General features: G+C 46.1%; 17 protein-coding genes. 8 read left to right on the top strand and 9 right to left on the bottom strand.

Going from position 1 to position 17,427, the window contains the following annotated elements; genetic code table 11:
• Positions 1 to 143: 143 nt before the first annotated feature.
• The 4 genes from L7D49_RS16625 to secA2 form a co-directional block, all read right to left on the bottom strand.
• A complete protein-coding gene (locus L7D49_RS16625) occupies positions 144 to 320 on the bottom strand; it encodes a hypothetical protein (protein WP_238082954.1) in 177 nt (58 codons plus the stop codon).
• Between the two features lie 384 nt (positions 321 to 704).
• Positions 705 to 1,088 (bottom strand): hypothetical protein, encoded by a 384-nt coding sequence (locus L7D49_RS16630; protein WP_238082955.1) that lies wholly within the window; start codon positions 1,086 to 1,088, stop codon positions 705 to 707.
• Between the two features lie 114 nt (positions 1,089 to 1,202).
• Positions 1,203 to 2,096 carry an accessory Sec system S-layer assembly protein gene (locus L7D49_RS16635; RefSeq protein ID WP_238082957.1) on the bottom strand — a complete coding sequence of 298 codons (894 nt, stop codon included), beginning with the start codon at positions 2,094 to 2,096 and terminating at the stop codon, positions 1,203 to 1,205.
• Positions 2,093 to 4,459: an accessory Sec system translocase SecA2 gene (gene secA2, locus L7D49_RS16640; protein WP_238082959.1), complete on the bottom strand. Its 2,367-nt coding sequence runs from the start codon at positions 4,457 to 4,459 to the stop codon at positions 2,093 to 2,095. Before secA2 ends, L7D49_RS16635 begins: the two co-directional genes overlap by 4 nt.
• 236 nt (positions 4,460 to 4,695) lie before the next feature.
• On the opposite strand from secA2, the gene L7D49_RS16645 reads away from it, so the two are divergent.
• Positions 4,696 to 5,751, top strand: coding sequence for a glycosyltransferase family 4 protein (locus L7D49_RS16645; protein ID WP_238082961.1), 1,056 nt, complete (start codon positions 4,696 to 4,698; stop codon positions 5,749 to 5,751).
• Between the two features lie 189 nt (positions 5,752 to 5,940).
• Here the strand turns inward: L7D49_RS16645 and L7D49_RS16650 are convergent, their stop codons facing one another.
• Together L7D49_RS16650 and L7D49_RS16655 are read right to left on the bottom strand one after the other, a co-directional pair.
• Entirely contained in the window at positions 5,941 to 6,993 is a 1,053-nt protein-coding gene (locus L7D49_RS16650; RefSeq protein WP_238082963.1) for an LCP family protein, read from the bottom strand.
• 227 nt (positions 6,994 to 7,220) lie between these two features.
• Positions 7,221 to 7,853 (bottom strand): YigZ family protein, encoded by a 633-nt coding sequence (locus tag L7D49_RS16655; protein WP_238082965.1) that lies wholly within the window; start codon positions 7,851 to 7,853, stop codon positions 7,221 to 7,223.
• Positions 7,854 to 8,000: 147 nt separating this feature from the next.
• Between L7D49_RS16655 and L7D49_RS16660 the strand changes: the two genes are divergently transcribed.
• From L7D49_RS16660 to L7D49_RS16675, 4 genes are all read left to right on the top strand, one after another.
• A complete protein-coding gene (locus L7D49_RS16660) occupies positions 8,001 to 9,158 on the top strand; it encodes a sensor histidine kinase (protein ID WP_269136034.1) in 1,158 nt (385 codons plus the stop codon).
• Between the two features lie 20 nt (positions 9,159 to 9,178).
• Positions 9,179 to 9,853, top strand: coding sequence for a response regulator (locus tag L7D49_RS16665; protein ID WP_238082967.1), 675 nt, complete (start codon positions 9,179 to 9,181; stop codon positions 9,851 to 9,853).
• A gap of 123 nt (positions 9,854 to 9,976) precedes the next feature.
• On the top strand, positions 9,977 to 10,555 hold the full coding sequence (locus L7D49_RS16670; protein ID WP_238082970.1) for a YybH family protein: 579 nt from the start codon (positions 9,977 to 9,979) through the stop codon (positions 10,553 to 10,555).
• Positions 10,556 to 10,744: 189 nt separating this feature from the next.
• Complete coding sequence (locus L7D49_RS16675; protein WP_238082972.1) at positions 10,745 to 11,131, top strand: YhjD family protein; 387 nt, start codon at positions 10,745 to 10,747, stop codon at positions 11,129 to 11,131.
• Here L7D49_RS16675 and L7D49_RS16680 read toward each other — a convergent pair.
• From L7D49_RS16680 to L7D49_RS16690, 3 genes are all read right to left on the bottom strand, one after another.
• Entirely contained in the window at positions 11,110 to 11,616 is a 507-nt protein-coding gene (locus tag L7D49_RS16680; RefSeq protein WP_238082974.1) for a competence protein ComK, read from the bottom strand. The genes L7D49_RS16675 and L7D49_RS16680 overlap by 22 nt on opposite strands.
• 361 nt (positions 11,617 to 11,977) lie before the next feature.
• The gene (locus L7D49_RS16685) at positions 11,978 to 13,144 is read right to left on the bottom strand and encodes a M20 family metallopeptidase (RefSeq protein ID WP_238082975.1); all 1,167 of its coding nucleotides are present in this window, start codon (positions 13,142 to 13,144) and stop codon (positions 11,978 to 11,980) included.
• A gap of 85 nt (positions 13,145 to 13,229) precedes the next feature.
• On the bottom strand, positions 13,230 to 13,745 hold the full coding sequence (locus tag L7D49_RS16690) for an antibiotic biosynthesis monooxygenase family protein (RefSeq protein WP_238082977.1): 516 nt from the start codon (positions 13,743 to 13,745) through the stop codon (positions 13,230 to 13,232).
• A gap of 209 nt (positions 13,746 to 13,954) precedes the next feature.
• Here L7D49_RS16690 and hemE point away from each other — a divergent pair, with 209 nt between their 5' ends.
• From hemE to hemY, 3 genes are read left to right on the top strand one after another with little or no spacing between them, the layout of a single operon-like run.
• The gene (hemE, locus tag L7D49_RS16695; RefSeq protein ID WP_238083192.1) at positions 13,955 to 14,995 is read left to right on the top strand and encodes a uroporphyrinogen decarboxylase; all 1,041 of its coding nucleotides are present in this window, start codon (positions 13,955 to 13,957) and stop codon (positions 14,993 to 14,995) included.
• Positions 14,996 to 15,017: 22 nt separating this feature from the next.
• Positions 15,018 to 15,950: a ferrochelatase gene (gene hemH / locus L7D49_RS16700; RefSeq protein WP_238082979.1), complete on the top strand. Its 933-nt coding sequence runs from the start codon at positions 15,018 to 15,020 to the stop codon at positions 15,948 to 15,950.
• Positions 15,951 to 15,970: 20 nt separating this feature from the next.
• Entirely contained in the window at positions 15,971 to 17,386 is a 1,416-nt protein-coding gene (gene hemY / locus L7D49_RS16705; protein WP_238082981.1) for a protoporphyrinogen oxidase, read from the top strand.
• The last annotated feature ends 41 nt before the right edge of the window (positions 17,387 to 17,427 follow it).

Below are 17,427 nucleotides of genomic sequence, written 5' to 3' on the forward strand. Positions count from 1 at the left end.
TGCTCGAGAAGAATAAGCTCAACGATCAGATCATTTTTCTTGATTGGTCAAAGGCATTCAGCGCGACCTGGTGCAGGGAAAGACATGTAAATCTTCCGCGTTTAGATTAAACAGTCGAACCGTATCCCGCGGGACCTCGTATCTTATATCAACCGCTCGTATCTACTGTCGAAGCACTCGTATAATCCTGTAACCGCTCGTATCTGCTGTCGAACCACTCGTATAATCCTGTGACCGCTCGTATCCGCTGTCGAACCACTCGTATATTTCAGCAACTGCTCGTATCTGCCGCCGAACCACTCGTAAAACTGCTCGAGCAATCAGATCATTTTTCTTGATTGGTCAAAGGCATTCAGCGCGACCTGGTGCAGGGAAAGACATTTAAATTTTCCGCGTTTAGATTGAAAGGTCGAACCGTATCCCGCCGAACCTTGTATCTTCAATCAACCGCTCGTATCCGCTGTCGAACCACTCGTATAATCCTGCAACCGCTCGTATCTGTTTGCGAAGTGCTCGTATAATCCTGTGACCGCTCGTATCTGTGGTCGAACCACTCGTATATTCCCACGACCCTCGTATCCTCTCCCGAACCGCTCGTAAAATTGCTCGAGAAGAATAAGCTCAACGATCAGATCATTTTTCTTGATTGGTCAAAGGCATTCAGCGCGACCTGGTGCAGGGAAAGACATGTAAATTTTCCGCGTTTAGATTAAACGGTCGAACCGTATCCCGCCGAACCTCGTATCTTCAATCAACCGCTCGAACCGTATCCCGCCGAACCTCGTATCTTCAATCAACCGCTCGTATCCGCTGTCGAACCACTCGTATAATCCTGTGACCGCTCGTATCCGCTGTCGAACCACTCGTATAATCCTGTGACCGCTCGTATCCGCTGTCGAAGCACTCGTATAATCCTGTAACCGCTCGTATCCGCTGTCGAACCACTCGTATAATCCTGTGACCGCTCGTATCCGCTGTCGAACCACTCGTATAATCCCGTGACCACTCGTATCTGTTTCCGAAATGCTCGTATAATCCTGCGACCACTCGTATCTGTTTTGGAAGTGCTTATATAATCTTGCGACCACTCGAATCCCACCTCGCTTAATCCTCAATTTGCACACAAATCTTCATTAGCACGCCACCATCTCACAACAAAAAAACACACCAATCGCATTTCGATTGGTGTGGTGGACTGTGTCTTATTGCGGTACCCGGATTGTCCAACGAGAGAAGTCAGGTTCTTCTTTTAAAACCATTTCTTTCGGGTAGATGAATGTCCATGGTTTGGATGTGTTGGCTTTGACAGAAAGTGGTCCGAGGTTGAAGGAACCGCGGGCGACGATTTCGCCAGTTGCATCGACAAGTTCAAGCGGAAGTTTTTCGATGTTGATCTGCTTGGAATGGCCGTTGCGGATGAAGATGGAAGCAGCGATGCTGCCGTCTTCTTGAATCTTTACTTGGAATCCGGCGAAGTTGACTTCGCGCGGCTTTAGTTTTGGCATGTTTTCGACGACTTTCGCCAACGCGTCTTTTTGTTCTTGAGCCAGGCCGTCTTCCCATGCTTGTTCCAATTCCAATTTATGTGGAACCATTGATTGTACGTTGAAAGCGAGCTTCCAGTTTTCAGCTGGCGGCGCGTCTGCGAAAATATTGTCTTTTGTGAAGACGAATACCCACGGACGGGCGCTGCGTCCAGGAATGTCTCCAAGTTCGTTCAAATCAAATTCCTGAGATGCGAGTGTTTTTCCTTCTGCGTCGAGCAGCATGAGCTCCACGGAGCCAACTGTGATCGTTTGATCGAGAGACGAACGGAAAAACGATTTGACGAGCCAGCTGCCGTTAGCCGGTTCCACGTCGATATCGATTCCGGATAGGGAAATTTGGTTCGGCTTCAATGGTTCGAGTTCATTCGCAAGGAAACGGAATACGTATTCCTGCTCCTGAGAAAGCGTCCATTGCGGATGCAGGGAGAGCGCTGTCTCCACTGCATCAGTGCCTTCTGAACGGGCAGCGCCTTCTAAAATCTCATTCGAGTCGATTGTGCTATCGGAACCTGTTTTGTCGGTTTTCTTAAATAACGATAAGAGTTTCATAGTGATTGGGCCTCCTGTTGTTGTGAAATGAGCTTCATAAAGCCGATAACTTCGGATGCGATGTTCCGGCGCAGCTTCTGGTAATGCTTAGCGAACAACTGCAAGCCTTCCCGCTGATAAATACGCATCGGATCTTCCTGGCCATACGAACGTAAGCCAATCCCTTCCTTCAGACGGGACATGACGTCCAGATGCTTCACCCACATGGAATCGATATGGCCGAGCATCACCTGAGGAATGATTTCGTTGACCTGTTCGTTCTCTGCGAATGAATCCAGATAGTTAAATAGCTGTTCTACCGGTTCTTCATAGGCTTTTAAAATATCCGACACACGTTCATAGGAACGGTTCAATGTGACCGGTTCAAGCAAAAGTCCGTTCATCGTGCGCTCGATTCGCTCAAAATCCCAGACATCCGGTGTTTCGTTTTCCGGGCAGCTGTCGTAAATGACGAATTCAATTGCTTCCGACATCATCTTCTTCAATTGATCGAACAAATCAGTTCTCTCCAGAACTTTGTCGCGGAGCGAATACAAGACGCCGCGCTGGTCGTTAATGACATCATCGAGCTTCAAGTTATATTCCCGCATGGAGAAGTGGGCGCCTTCGACGATCCGCTGTGTACGCTCCGTCAATTCATTCACTTCAGGGTTTTGGACAAGGCCTTCCTCATCGGTTTTGACCTTCTTCAGGAATTTCTCCAAATCATCCTTCGCAAAGCGTTTGAACATATCATCCTCTAATGAAAGGAAGAATTGGCTTTCCCCACGGTCGCCTTGTCGTCCGGAACGTCCTCGTAATTGATTGTCGACGCGGCGGCTTTCATGCTTCTCCGTACCGAGTACGAATAATCCGCCGAGTTCCTGCACGCCTTCGCCGAGCATAATGTCGGTACCACGTCCGGCCATATTCGTTGCGACTGTAACGTGCCCCGGCTGGCCTGCCTGGGAAATCAAATCGACTTCCTGCTCGACACTTTTTGCATTCAATAGATGGTAGTTCAGTTTATATTTATCCAAGTACTCGGCAACCTTTTCCGATTGTAGGATGGAAGTCGTTCCGACCAGGACAGGTTGTCCAGTCTGATTGCGCTTTGCAACTTCCTTGGCTACCGCTTCATATTTCTGTTCGATCGTTTCATACACTTTATCCGGGGAATCAATGCGGGCACGCGGACGGTTTGTCGGGATCTGGATGACTTCCATGTTATAAACTTCACGGAATTCCTTCTCCTGTGTTTTAGCCGTTCCTGTCATTCCGCTGAGATTCGGGTACATCCGGAAATAGTTCTGGATCGTGATTTGTGCCTGGGCCTTGTTTTCATCAGTGATCGGCAAGCCTTCTTTCGCCTCGATCGCCTGATGGAGACCGTCGGAAAGTGTTCTGCCTTCCATGATGCGGCCGGTAAACATATCGACCAGTTCCACTTTATCTTCCTTCACGATATAATCGACATCGCGTTTGAAGATGACGTGGGCACGAACTGCCTGAATCATATAATGGTAGAGAGTCTGATGTTCCAAATCATATAGATTGTCGATGCCAAATGCTTTTTCTACTTTCTCAATGCCAGTCTCTGTTAGAGAAGTCGCTTTCGTTTCATCGTCGAAATCAAAATCAACGCCTTTTTTAAAGCGTTTGGCGAGCATTGCAGCGATATGATGCAAATCAGGATCGGCCTGCATTTTTCCTGCCACAATTAACGGCGTTTTCGCTTCATCGATCAGTACGCTGTCGACTTCATCAATGATGGCGAAATGGTAGGGGCGCTGCACTTTTTGTGAAACGTGCTGCACCATATTATCCCGGAGATAGTCGAATCCGAACTCCGTTCCGACACCGTATGTAATATCGGCTTCGTATGCATTCTTCTTGGCAGGTCCTTGCATCATCGGCACATTCAGACCGACAGTAAGACCGAGGAAACGGTGAATTTGGCCGATTTGCTCGAAATCCCGCCGAGCCAAGTAATCGTTTACTGTAATGACATGAACGCCTTTGCCTTCAAGTGCACGCACATAGGAGGGAAGTGACGCAACCAGCGTTTTACCTTCTCCTGTTGGCATCTCTGCGATATTCCCCTCAGTGAGGACCATGCCGCCGATGAGCTGCACATCGAAATGGCGCATGCCTAAAACCCGTTTGGAGGCTTCACGCACAACCGCGAAAGCGTCAGGGGTAATGGCCTGAATTGTTTCGCCCGCTTCTAAGCGGCTTTTGAAAACTTCTGTCATATGTGCCAGTTCTTCATCTGTCAATGTAACATATTTGGATTCTAAATTATTTATATCCTGGACAACTTTCCGATACTTCTTCAGTTGCCTTTCGCTCGTTTGATTTGAACGTTTGAATAGTGATAGCATAAAATGAACGCTCCTTTATAATGCTCCTTCTACAAGGATACGGTTCTATTTTATCAAACAATAAGTTAAAAGACTACTGGAAGCAGATAATTGTATAATTATAGAAAGGCGCCAGGAGTTATTTGGCGAGAAAGGGGGTATACTAGTTTTAGTTAGCAACTTTGGGTGATTTCCGGAACTAACCGTGTTATAATACTGTTGGCTAAGTAAATTATTGTTTCTTGGGGAGGAAAGACATGCTATTCCTTGCTATGGCCGCTGCGTTTGTAGCTTCTATCATACTAACTCCACTTGTTATTAAATTCGCGTTCAGGATTGGAGCGGTTGACCGGCCAAACTACCGGAAGGTCCATGCACAGATCATGCCACGCATTGGCGGACTCGCCATTTTCGGCGCGTTCATGATCGGCTACCTTATTCTGCGACCGGAAGATCCGGATGCGACGTATAATACGGCGGGCATCATTGTCGGTGCATTCCTGATTATCGCAACTGGCTTTTTGGATGACATGTTGGAAATTACCGCGAAAGCGAAATTGGTAGGACAGCTGGCAGCAGCACTTGTTGTTGTAATGTGGGGCGGATTGCAAATTGATTTTGTAAACCTGCCATTCTTTGGACAATTAGACTTTGGGTATTTCAGTATTCCCATTACGATCATTTGGATTATCGGCATCACGAATGCCATTAACTTAATTGACGGCCTTGACGGTTTGGCTGCTGGTGTTTCCACCATTGCACTCATTTCCATCACAGTCATGGCAGTCATCATGGGAGATGTCTACGTTATTGCGACCGCGTCATTGCTTGCGGCCAGCTCACTAGGCTTCCTCTTCTTCAACTTCCATCCCGCGAAAATATTCATGGGAGACACGGGAGCTCTGTTCCTGGGCTATATGATTTCCGTCCTGGCGATGCTAGGATTCAAAAACGTAACAGTTGTATCATTAATCATTCCAATCATTATGCTCGGTGTTCCGATTTCGGATACATTCTTTGCGATCGTCAGAAGAATTCGCATGAAACAGTCGATTACGGCTGCGGATAAATCGCATTTGCACCATTGTTTACTGCGTGCCGGATTCTCTCATCGCCAAACGGTTCTGATCATCTATGGACTAGCTATTCTTTTTGGTGTCGCTGCAGTATTGTTCTCGCAAGCGACTGTATGGGGAGCCATTGTGCTCATCGCAGTCATGTTGATCGCGATCGAATTGTTTGTTGAAATTATCGGGCTGGCAGGAACGAATTATCGTCCTTTATTGAATCTGGTCCGTATGATAGGAAAATAAAACGTAAAAACTCCGGCAATGGGCCTTCCTTCAGGAAAACCCGTTTCCGGAGTTTTTACGTAGTCTGATTGGTTGATATGAAATCAAACAGGCAGTCGCCCTCTATTCTATAGAAGGCAGCTGTTGAAACGTGAACGTCATAATTCTGTAAAGAAAAGCTGCCGCTCCAATAGGAGGGCAGCTTTTATGTCATTCTGATACGTCGCTTTCATCGGCAGTGCCGATTACATTGGTATCGTTATTCGTTAACTTTGATGAATCAGGAATCAAACCGAGATGGGACTTCAATATTTGTTGGATCGTATGCAAATCCCCATCGTCCAGCTTATAGTAATAGGTACCGGTAGACCAGTCATCATAACCTTTCAAAGAAAGTGACTCGACATCGGGCATTCCGCCTTTTGCATATTCCATGAAGGAAGTCATTTCACTGTAGGTCATGTTTGTTTTCATATTGTCACCAACGGCTTCAATGACATCTCCGTATTTCGTAACCGATTTAAGTGATGCCGCCTCTTTCAGGATGGCTTGAATGATCATTTGCTGGCGTTTCCCGCGCTCGATATCGCTGTCCGCTTTTCTAGTACGGGCAAGCGCAAGAGCGTGACGACCATCCAAATGCTGCATTCCTTTTTTCAGCTGAATTGAATTTTTATCGAATTCATCCTTCTCAACACGGTCATATGGGACTTCCACATCGATGCCGCCTAGTGCATCCACCACTTCAATAAAGGCATTAAAGTTCATTTTGACATAATAATCGATCGGGATGTCCAGCATTTCTTCTACTGTTTCAATCGCTGCATGCGTACCGCCATAAGCGTGAGCATGGGTGATTTTATCCTTATAATCGACCTTTGGAATATATACATAGGAGTCACGCGGAATGCTGAGTAGTTTCACTGATTTCTCTTTCGGATTGAAAGTGGCAACAAGCAAAGCATCCGAACGGCTGTTATCATCGCCTTGTCCCCGCGTTTCACTATCATCAACACCGATAAGCAAAATGGAAACATTGTCGCTTGCCGGTTCGACTTTCGCTTCTGCGCGAATTTCGGATTTCGGTGTCTCTGGAATTGCTTCGTATGCTCCTTCAATGGCTTTCTGCGCCTTTTGCTGTAGATTCAACGCATACGCAGTAACCATAAGAAGGGAGGAAAAGGTCACAAGCAACGCAACTTTAATGGCCAAACGCTTTTTTGACGTCTTTTTTTTCATCTTCTTAAAATCTTTTCTTTTCATTTATGTGCCTCCAAAAATCGGCCATAGAACGTTCGTGACAGAAAATGCCGGTACAAAACGTTGTGCGTGGCAATTCTGGTCAACAGACGAGGTACCTGCGGCAGATTATTTGTTCAGTATGTGCATCTATCAATTATGACGCCCCTTGGCCCATAAAGTTCTCTCTCTATTCAAATAGACGCCAACTTTCACCATTATACTATCAAATTCTTCTAACGTATACCACTTTAGACATCAAACTCCAAGAATAATTCGGATACCGGATGAACTTTTGCCTGCCCATTTGTCAGTTCGGTCATCCATTGGACAAATTGTTCCGTCTCCGTTACTGGCACGTACATATGGATATCAACCGATTCTCCGTACACAATTTCATGTAGCGGGTAAGAGGATTGTCTTGCTTCGTTCTCGACTTTTCCAAGCCAGGTGTAATCGATAGAGATTTTCATTTCCTTATGAAGTCGTCTTTCCACGACGCCGGTAGCTGCAATCCCTTCAGTCGTTGCGCGTCCATATGCTCGGATCAGTCCGCCGCCGCCAAGTTTGATTCCTCCGAAGTAACGGGTAACGACGACTGCTGTATCTTTCAGCCCTTGTTTTTTTAGCACTTCGAGCATAGGCACACCAGCTGTGCCAGATGGTTCACCATCATCGTTTGCTTTTTGGATCTGGTCATGTTCGCCGATGAGATAAGCGGAACAGTTGTGGGTAGCTGAATGATGTAACTTTTTGATTTCTTGAATGAAAGCAAGTGCTTCTTCTTCAGTCTCTACCCTCTTTATATAAGAAAGAAATCTGGATTTTTGTATGATGATTTCACTTTCCCCAGCCAATTTAACGGTTCTATAGTCAGCTCGCATTTGCAGTGCCCCTCCTATTTGTAATACAATTTTAATACGCATATAGTAATATGATGATATAATAAACAAAGTGTATAAGGAATTCATTAGTACTGCAACATCACTAACTAGGCGAGATTGAAGAGGCTGTGAGCAGGAGGGGATGAATTGGCTGAAAAAGCAATAGACATCCATAAATTGGAATCCATCTTCGATAATATGGTAAATATGATGGACCAGTCGAAAAATGACATATTTACAATTAGCGAACAGAGTCGGCAAAATTACGACGAAATGAGAAAAGAGCTCGTTATTATCAAAGAGGATATTTCCCGGGTAATAACTGAAGGCGACTATTTAGAGGATATGACTCGTCATTCCCGTAGAAGACTCGCTGACGTTTCGAAGAATTTCCTTAATTATTCGGAGGAAGAAGTGCGGCAAGCTTATGAAGTGGCAAACGATTTGCTTGTCAGGTTATCGATCAACCGCATGGAAGAAAAACAGCTTCGTGTCCGTCGGGATGAGCTGGAACGCAGAATTGCGGCGTTGCTTGAGACGATCGAAAAAGCCGATCACTTAGTGAATCAGGTGACTACGGTCATTACATATCTGACTTCCGATTTAAAGAAGGTTGGCGAAGCGCTTGAAACAGCGAGGCAAAAACAGGAATTTGCCATCCAAATCATCCAGGCTCAGGAGGATGAACGGAAACGGCTCTCCCGGGATATTCATGACGGCCCTGCGCAAATGCTTGCCAATGTGCTGCTCCGTTCAGGTCTGATTGAGAAGACATTTGTCGAAAAAGGTCCTACATCAGCCTTATCGGAACTTACACAACTGAAAGAGATGGTGCGGAATGCCTTATATGAAGTACGTCGCATTATCTATGACTTGCGGCCGATGGCACTTGATGATCTTGGTTTGATCCCGACATTACGAAAGTATCTCGCTACGGTCATGGAGTACGAGAAAGGAACTATCATACACTTCATGAACAATGGTTCAGAAAGACGGTTCGAATCAAATATTGAAGTAGCCATTTTTAGGTTGGTTCAGGAATCTGTTAACAATGCACTCAAACATGGTAATTCAAGGGATGTATGGGTGAAAATTGAATGGCTTCGTGATACAATGAATATTGTAATTAAAGATAATGGACAGGGCTTTGACCAAAGCGAAACAAAAGAAAAATCATTTGGCATTATTGGAATGCGCGAGCGAATCGAATTGTTGAAGGGCGAGATGAAAATCATGTCTGCAGCCGGCAACGGAACGACTGTGCTTTTCCGCATTCCACTAGAAGACGATATAATTGTTGAATAGGGTATTGGGAGGGAAAGAAATTGACAAAAATTTTAATTGTGGATGATCATCAGCTTTTTCGTGAAGGTGTGAAACGGATCCTTGATTTTGAAGATTCGTTCGATGTTGTCGGAGAAGGCGATGACGGCAGCGAAGTGAATGAATTATACCGGAAATATGAGCCGGATGTCGTTTTGATGGATATCAATATGCCCCGCATGAATGGTGTCGAGGCGACAGAGCAGCTTCGTAAGGAATTCCCAGAAGCGAAAGTCATCATGCTTTCAATCCATGATGACGAATCTTACGTATCGCATGCATTGAAATCGGGTGCTCTCGGATATATGCTGAAGGAAATGGATGCAGATGCGATTGTACAAGCAATCAAAGTCGTAGCAGCTGGAGGCTCTTACTTGCATCCGAAAGTGACGCATAACCTGGTGGCAGAATTCCGCCGTTTGAGTGAACGCGAATATAAAGGCTCATTCCAACAGAGTGAAATTCGCCGTCCGCTCCATTTGTTGACGAAGCGGGAGTGCGAAGTGCTTCAGCTGTTGACAGACGGCCAAAGCAACCGAACGATCGGTGAGACGCTTTTTATCTCTGAAAAAACAGTCAAAAACCATGTTTCGAGCATTTTGCAGAAAATGGGCGTCAACGACCGGACACAGGCAGTTGTCACTGCGATTAAAAACGGTTGGGTTGAAGTGAAGTAAGGAAAGATAGGAACAGGCATAGGGGATAGTAGACGGGGCACACCCGCTGCTTCCCATTTGTCATTTTTCAGTCTAAGGGCTATCCATCTGGAATGGCCCTTTTATTATGTAGGAGGTAGACGTATGAAGAAACGATCATTGCTCATCATGCTGTTCAGCATTCTCCTTGTCTTAGGTGCCTGCAGCAAGGATGAGGAGAAGCAGACAAGCCAAGGCTCTGTCGATGATGGAGAGGCGGCCGGAGGATATGGGTCGATCGATCATGGCGTCGATGATAAAGGTGTTGGATTCAATATGGCAGGGGGCACGATAGAAGAAGCGCAAAATGTCCCGGCTGAAGAAAAAGCGGCGATTGTGGAAACTTTCCAGGCGTACATCGACGCGTTTAACCAAAAGGACATCGATACTTATCTATCTGTGCTTTCTCCAAACTCAGAAAGCTTTTCTCTCGAGGATGAACGGGCTCTGTTGCAAGAGACGTTCAAAGATTATGATGTAACACGGGAAGCGAACGATGTAACAATCGTCAAGTACGAGGAGAACGAAGCGCAATTATTCGCCAAGTTGAAAACGACATTCAAACAGATTGAATCAGGTTTGGAAACCAATCCGTCAGGGCGGCAGGTCACAGTTTTCAAAAAAGAAGATGGCCAATGGAAAGTGGACTCGATCTATTATATAGGGGACGAGGAAAAGAAATAAGAATGTGGAAGGCTGCTTGCCGATCAACAGATTTGTTGATTGGCAGGCGGTCTTTTTTTGGCGAAATCGGACATACTGTCAAGAGGATTCAAATATTTCCTGTGGATTGCTAGTTGTATTTGCCTGGATATTGGCATATACTAATATATAGAACATACGTTCCTTTTTTATTGAGAGGAGGAAGTTGTGATGCCTTTAATCCCAGCAAAGGCATTGCCGCATTTTGAGAACATGATTTATTTGCCGATGTTGCTTACCATTTTAGAACGAGATCGGCAAACGATTGAAAAAGGCCCATTCAAATTGAAGGGCCCTTACTTGAAAATGATTGAAAATGCGCTGCTCAGTGTCCAAAGCGAATTAACAGACACCTCGATGTACTTGCGACGCCATAATATGAAGGTGATCCGTAGTAAAATGGATGACACGTTTACCGAATATATCTTCATGAATGGCGGCTATGAGGATCATCGGCGTTATTTGAATGTCCGTTTGCGGAACCGGACAGAAGAACTGCTGCAATTTTATATTACAATGGCAGGAAACCGGACGCCTCAATCGGGTTTGAACAAGTAGGCTGATTTATTCAGGAGATGCTGTTTTTTTAAAAAATCCTTCTCTAAAAATCTGGCGAAGCAATATTGCCGCCACATTGTATTGGCTGAAACCGCTAGTTTAATCTTCCGGCCATTTTCAAGTGTGACAACGCATCCCAAAGGATCCGGCTCGATGAAGTCGATGGCTAAACAGTTGATCCATACGTTTTGATCGGAAGAAGACGATAGTGTAGGAATGAAGATACATGGTGTGTCGTATGCGTGCGCAAGGAGAATCGGGGTCTTATGGACATTACCTAAAACAATCTTAGCGGTTTTCGTCAACACTTGAAAAGAACTGCCATAAAAAGCGGCGGAGCTTTTCATAATATGTATCGGTTTCTTTGGAACGTCCAACTCTCTGTCCCGCTCAATCACATATGTGAGAATCCGATTTCCGAAACGAACTGGTTGCAGAACAAAGGTGCTAAACGATACTACATAATTGCCCATTGGTTTTTCCATTTCCAATTACACCCTTTCCTTATAAAAGTTACTTTCGTAGCCTATTGTAATCCAGATAGAATATAAAGCAACCAAAAAGATGAATAATTTTGACTAATTTTAAAAATGAATCTTTTTATCTATTAAGCCTTAGGTTGAGATCGGATGGTGTATAGATATTTATGCCTAAACATACCCATTTAAAGGCTTTTATTTAAAAGTAAACTCATATGGAAAGGATTTTATTACCATCAAGAGAAATAGAGACAGAGATGCTTTCATAGGTAATTTGTAATGAGATAAACAAATGGCACTCATTCGACAGCTAGTAAACTGTGTAAGACTACAATGAAAAAGACCTCCCAATTGGAAGGTCCTAGCTTTATTGATTTTGATATTCAAGCGCTGCCGCACCAAGTGTCTTCGCAGCGATGAGCATGGAACGCTCGTCGATGTCAAAGCGTGGGTGGTGATGCGGATAAACATCTGTAGGCATCGCGCCTGTAAAGAAGAACGTGCCCGGTACTTTCTCAAGATAGTAGGCAAAGTCTTCGCCGCCCATTTGCGGTTTTGTTTCGACTAGCGCCTGGATATCAGGAATTTGCTCAGCTACGTTTTTCAAAAACTCGGTTTCTGCCGCATGGTTCACGACAGCCGGATAGCCCCGGAAGTATTCGAATTTGATTTCACAATTGTTTGCGATGGCTGTTCCTTCCACGACACGGGCCATTTCTTGTTCCATCAGATCACGTGTATCTGGATTGAATGTGCGCACTGTGCCGCCGAGCTTTGCAGTATCTGCAATAACATTGAAGGCGTTATCCGCGACAAACGAGCCAACGGATAAAACAGCTGAATCGATTGGATCGACCCGGCGGGAGACGAGCTGCTGAAGATTCATGACAAGCTGCGACCCAATGACAACTGCGTCTTTCGTTTGATGTGGCGAAGCGCCATGTCCGCCGGCGCCTTGGATGGTAATATCGAAACGGTCTGCGGCTGCCATAACGGGACCCGCTAAATATTCGACAGCACCATACGGGATGAGTGACCAAAGATGGGTTCCGAAAATGACGTCCACCCCGTCCAGGCAGCCATCTTCAATCATGGAAATGGCACCACCAGGAGCAAATTCTTCCGCATGCTGATGAATAAAGACATATTCACCGCTTAAGTTCTCACGGAGTTCATGAATTGCTTTCGCCAGCTGGAGCAGGGTAGCGGTATGTCCATCATGTCCGCACGCATGCATGACACCCGGGACAGTCGACTTGTAGGGCACGTCCTTTTCATCGTTGATCGGCAAGGCATCGAAATCGGCACGAAGCGCGACTGTTTTACCTGGGCGCGCTCCTTTGACGCGCGCTACAACCCCGTTGCCGCCAACGCCGCTGCGAACTTCCACTCCAAGATCCGCATAGAAATCATGGATATATTGCGCCGTCTTCACTTCCTTGAAGGAAAGCTCCGGGTGCATATGCAAGTGGCGGCGGATAACCACCATATCCTCATACGCCTGGTCCAATTTTTCAAACAGCTGTTCATTCATTTTCAAAACCCCTCTCCCGAAACATTTTCATTTTTCATATTATATCATATGTTTCGAGTCCCGCAATAAGTAGAAAGGTAGGGGATTATGCCTCATCTTCCCGTTTTGCTGTGTACGTTGTAATATAGGAAGCACTTGTGAAAATATGTGTCGTATTATCTACGAATTCACGGGCTGCCTCTGGATCATGCGCTTCTTTGAAAGCAGGCGAGTTTTTCCAACGGTCAAAATCGGCCGGTCCCTTCCACTCCGTCATGACGATGTACGTATCGGAATCGAGCGGGCGCAATAACCGGAAGGCTACGAAACCGGGCTGAGATTCAATAGCGCTTGCCCGTGTGGAAAAGCGGTGTTCGAATACCGGACGGCCTTCATCTGAAACGGGAATATTATTGCAAACGAAGTAGCCCTCATCTTGCAGATCTCCTGTCGAGCTGATTACTTCATAACGTCGAGGTGTCTGGAAGACAGATTTCCCTTCCGTTTCATGAAGAAGAAGGGAGGCGCCGCTGCCATGCATCAGAATCATCTGCTTGGAAGCATGTTTCTCTTTAATTTTTTCCATAAAATCTCTTGTACCTGTTGTCATATAGATATACATTGACAAACCCTCCTTAACTAAGTGCACTAATCATATTTTCCCCGAAACGGCCGAATCAAACAAGCGATGGCAAAATGATGGCGCCTGTCCCGCACAAATTTATGACAAACGGGTTCATTTGCTATACAATCCGGCCGTAGTCGTCTATATTGGAAGTCGGATAACGATATACATGATAATCATTATAAAAAGAAAGTGGGAATCGATTGATGACGACATTTAACGATACACTGCTTCGCGCCGCGAAAGGCGAAAAAATTGACCATACACCAGTCTGGTATATGCGCCAGGCGGGACGTTCGCAGCCCGAATACAGAAAAATCAAAGAGAAATACTCGCTGGAAGAGATTACGCATCAGCCGGAATTATGTGCATATGTTACGAAATTGCCGGTAGACCAATACAATGTGGATGCGGCCATTCTCTATAAGGATATTGTGACGCCGCTGCCGGGCATCGGTGTCGATGTGAAAATTAAGCCAGGTGTTGGTCCGGTCATCTCTAATCCGATCCGGACTGTCCAAGATGTACATAATCTCGGGGACTTCTCTGCCGAGGAACACATCCCATTCGTTACGGATACGATTAAATTGCTGACGCAGGAACAGTTGAATGTTCCACTAATCGGTTTTGCCGGTGCACCGTTCACTTTAGCGAGCTACATGATTGAAGGCGGGCCTTCGCGCAGCTATAATTTAACAAAATCGTTTATGGTGTCTGAACCGGAAACATGGTTCGCATTAATGGACAAGCTTGCAGATACGACGATCGCTTACATTGAAGCACAAGTGAATGCCGGTGCGAAGGCAATTCAAATTTTCGATTCTTGGGTAGGGGCGTTAAATGTTTCGGATTATCGGATCTTCATCAAACCGGTCATGACACGCATCTTCTCAGAACTCCGAAAATTCAATGTGCCGCTCATCACATTCGGCGTTGGTGCAAGCCACTTGGCGAATGAATGGCATGACCTTCCTGTCGATGTTGTCGGTCTTGACTGGCGCCTGTCGATCAAAGAGGCAGGAGAACGCGGATTGACGAAGCCGCTTCAAGGAAATCTTGATCCGTCCCTATTGCTTGCGGATTGGTCTATCATTGAAGATCGGGCAAAAGCAATTATTGAACAAGGTGTTGAGCACGGCAGCCATATTTTCAATCTTGGCCATGGTGTTTTCCCTGAAGTACAGCCGGCCACATTGAAAAAGCTGACCGAATTGATTCATGAATATAGTGCGCAATTGAGAAAATAATTCCATTGATGAGGTGAATGAAATGACGAAAAAGAAGATGGGCTTATTGGTGATGGCTTATGGCACACCGTACAAAGAAGAAGATATCGAGCCGTACTACACGCATATCCGGCACGGCCGTCCGCCGGCTCCTGAACAATTGGAGGATTTGCGTTCTCGTTATGAAGCGATCGGCGGCATTTCCCCGCTGGCTAAAATCACTGACGATCAGGCAGGTGCACTTTGTAATCGTTTGAATGAAATGCAGGATGAAATTGAATTCAAATTGTACATTGGACTAAAGCATATTACACCGTTCGTAGAAGAAGCAGTGGAGCAGATGGCGAAGGATGGCATAAAAGAAGCCGTTTCAATCGTCCTCGCACCGCATTATTCTTCTTTCTCTGTCAAATCCTATAACACGCGTGCAAAAGAGGAAGCAGAGAAATACGGCATTTCAATCACCTCGGTGGAAAGCTGGTATCAGCAACCGAAATTCATCAAGTATTGGGCTGACAAAATCCGTGGCACTTTCGATCAGATGAGTGCAGAAGAGCGGGAGAAGGCATGCTTGGTCGTTTCTGCACACTCGCTGCCGGAGAAGATCAAACAATTTGGCGATCCTTACCCGGATCAATTGGCGGAAACAGCTGATTTGATTGCAAAAGCGGCTGAAGTCAACCAATATGCTGTCGGCTGGCAAAGTGAAGGGCAGACAGGCGAGCCGTGGCTTGGGCCTGATGTCCAGGATTTGACACGTGATTTACACGAACAACATGGGTATACATCATTTGTCTACACGCCTGTCGGCTTTATTTCCGATCATTTGGAAGTACTCTATGACAATGACCATGAGTGCAAGGTAGTTTGTGATGAAATCGGCGCGGCCTACCACCGTCCTGCAATGCCAAATACGGATCCGTTATTTATTGAAGCAATGGCGGACGCAGTACTTGGTCAGATCAAATCAGCCTGATGACAGGAAGTGATGATGAGATGGAGAAGCAAAACAAAAAGGTCGTCATCGTCGGAGGCGGCATAACAGGGTTAACAGCCGCCTTCTACCTTCAAAAAGAAGCGGAAGAAAAAGAGTTGGATGTGGAAATTCTTCTGATTGAGGCTTCCAATCGGCTTGGCGGTAAAATACAGACGGTCCGCCGGGATGGTTTCATTATTGAACGGGGACCAGATTCGTTTTTAATTCGGAAGAAAAGCATGGACATCTTGGCTAAAGATCTTGGCGTGGGTGATCAGCTTGTACGCAATGCGACGGGGCAGGCATATGTTCTCGTAAATGATAAATTGCATCCGATTCCGCCTGGTTCCGTCATGGGAATTCCGACGCAAATGGGACCGTTTTTCAAATCAGATCTCTTTTCCATCGCTGGCAAGCTGCGGGCAGCAGGGGACATGGTCTTATCCCGTTCCGGCATCGATGGCGACCAATCGCTCGGTTCGTTTTTCCGGAGGCGCTTTGGAGGAGAGCTTGTCGAGAACTTAATTGAGCCGCTGTTATCCGGCGTGTATTCCGGCGACATCGACCAGATGAGCCTCGAGGCGACCTATCCTCAATTTTATGCAGTTGAGAAAAAGCATAGAAGCCTGATCCTTGGAATGAAGAAGACGACACCTAAACAAGTTCCACAAAAGAATGGGCACGGTGCTGCGAAAGAAGGAGCGTTCCATTCTCTCCGCAACGGTCTCGAGACGATTGTGGAGGCAGCGGAGCGTGCGCTGAAGCCAGAGACAGTGCTGAAGGGCGTACGAGTGGAGCGGATTGAGCAAGTCGATGACCAGTCCGTGCTTCACTTGAATAACGGCAAAAAAGTGAAGGCGGATGCAGTCATTTTGACTACGGACCATGTGACGACCAGTCAATTATTTGCCCCTTATGGCCTGCTGAAAGAGCTTGGGGAGATACCGACAACTTCCGTTGCGACAGTCGCCCTGGCGTTTCCGGCAGATGCGGTTGTGCAGGATATGGAAGGCACTGGCTTCCTCGTTTCCAGACGCAGTGACTATTCCATTACGGCTTGTACGTGGGTTCACCGAAAATGGCCGACCACTACGCCAGAAGGAAAGGTATTGCTGCGTGCGTTCGTAGGAAAGGTCGGGGACGAAACGATTGTCGATTTGCCGGACGAGGAAATCGAAAAGATTGTGTTAGCCGATCTAAGCCGGATTATTACCATCAAAGGCAAACCTGATTTCTCTGTCATTACCCGATTCAAAGAGGATCGCCCACAGTATCGGGTCGGCCATAAAAATCGGATTCGGACTGCCCGAGAAGAGTTGAAACAGCAGTTTCCTAACATCAAACTAGCAGGGGCCTCATATGATGGCGTTGGCCTGCCAGATTGCATCGATCAAGGCAAAGCGGCTGTCGAGGAAGTATTAACTGATCTGTTCTAAAAGAAAAAGAGTTCCCCTAAGGTCCAAAGGGCTGCCCCGTG

Origin of the sequence: Sporosarcina cyprini (assembly GCF_022048975.1) — a bacterium.
GTDB classification, from domain to species: Bacteria; Bacillota; Bacilli; order Bacillales_A; family Planococcaceae; genus Sporosarcina; species Sporosarcina cyprini.

What these genes read in the sequence shown, in the direction of transcription:
- L7D49_RS16680 (WP_238082974.1), bottom strand. Translation starts at nt 11,616, where the DNA reads ATGGAAAAACCAATGGGCAATTATGTAGTATCGTTTAGCACCTTTGTT.
- hemH (WP_238082979.1), top strand. Translation starts at nt 15,018, where the DNA reads ATGACGAAAAAGAAGATGGGCTTATTGGTGATGGCTTATGGCACACCG.
- hemY (WP_238082981.1), top strand. Translation starts at nt 15,971, where the DNA reads ATGGAGAAGCAAAACAAAAAGGTCGTCATCGTCGGAGGCGGCATAACA.
- L7D49_RS16675 (WP_238082972.1), top strand. Translation starts at nt 10,745, where the DNA reads ATGCCTTTAATCCCAGCAAAGGCATTGCCGCATTTTGAGAACATGATT.
- L7D49_RS16690 (WP_238082977.1), bottom strand. Translation starts at nt 13,745, where the DNA reads ATGTATATCTATATGACAACAGGTACAAGAGATTTTATGGAAAAAATT.
- L7D49_RS16635 (WP_238082957.1), bottom strand. Translation starts at nt 2,096, where the DNA reads ATGAAACTCTTATCGTTATTTAAGAAAACCGACAAAACAGGTTCCGAT.
- L7D49_RS16655 (WP_238082965.1), bottom strand. Translation starts at nt 7,853, where the DNA reads ATGCGAGCTGACTATAGAACCGTTAAATTGGCTGGGGAAAGTGAAATC.
- hemE (WP_238083192.1), top strand. Translation starts at nt 13,955, where the DNA reads ATGACGACATTTAACGATACACTGCTTCGCGCCGCGAAAGGCGAAAAA.
- L7D49_RS16685 (WP_238082975.1), bottom strand. Translation starts at nt 13,144, where the DNA reads ATGAATGAACAGCTGTTTGAAAAATTGGACCAGGCGTATGAGGATATG.
- L7D49_RS16650 (WP_238082963.1), bottom strand. Translation starts at nt 6,993, where the DNA reads ATGAAAAGAAAAGATTTTAAGAAGATGAAAAAAAAGACGTCAAAAAAG.
- secA2 (WP_238082959.1), bottom strand. Translation starts at nt 4,459, where the DNA reads ATGCTATCACTATTCAAACGTTCAAATCAAACGAGCGAAAGGCAACTG.
- L7D49_RS16670 (WP_238082970.1), top strand. Translation starts at nt 9,977, where the DNA reads ATGAAGAAACGATCATTGCTCATCATGCTGTTCAGCATTCTCCTTGTC.
- L7D49_RS16645 (WP_238082961.1), top strand. Translation starts at nt 4,696, where the DNA reads ATGCTATTCCTTGCTATGGCCGCTGCGTTTGTAGCTTCTATCATACTA.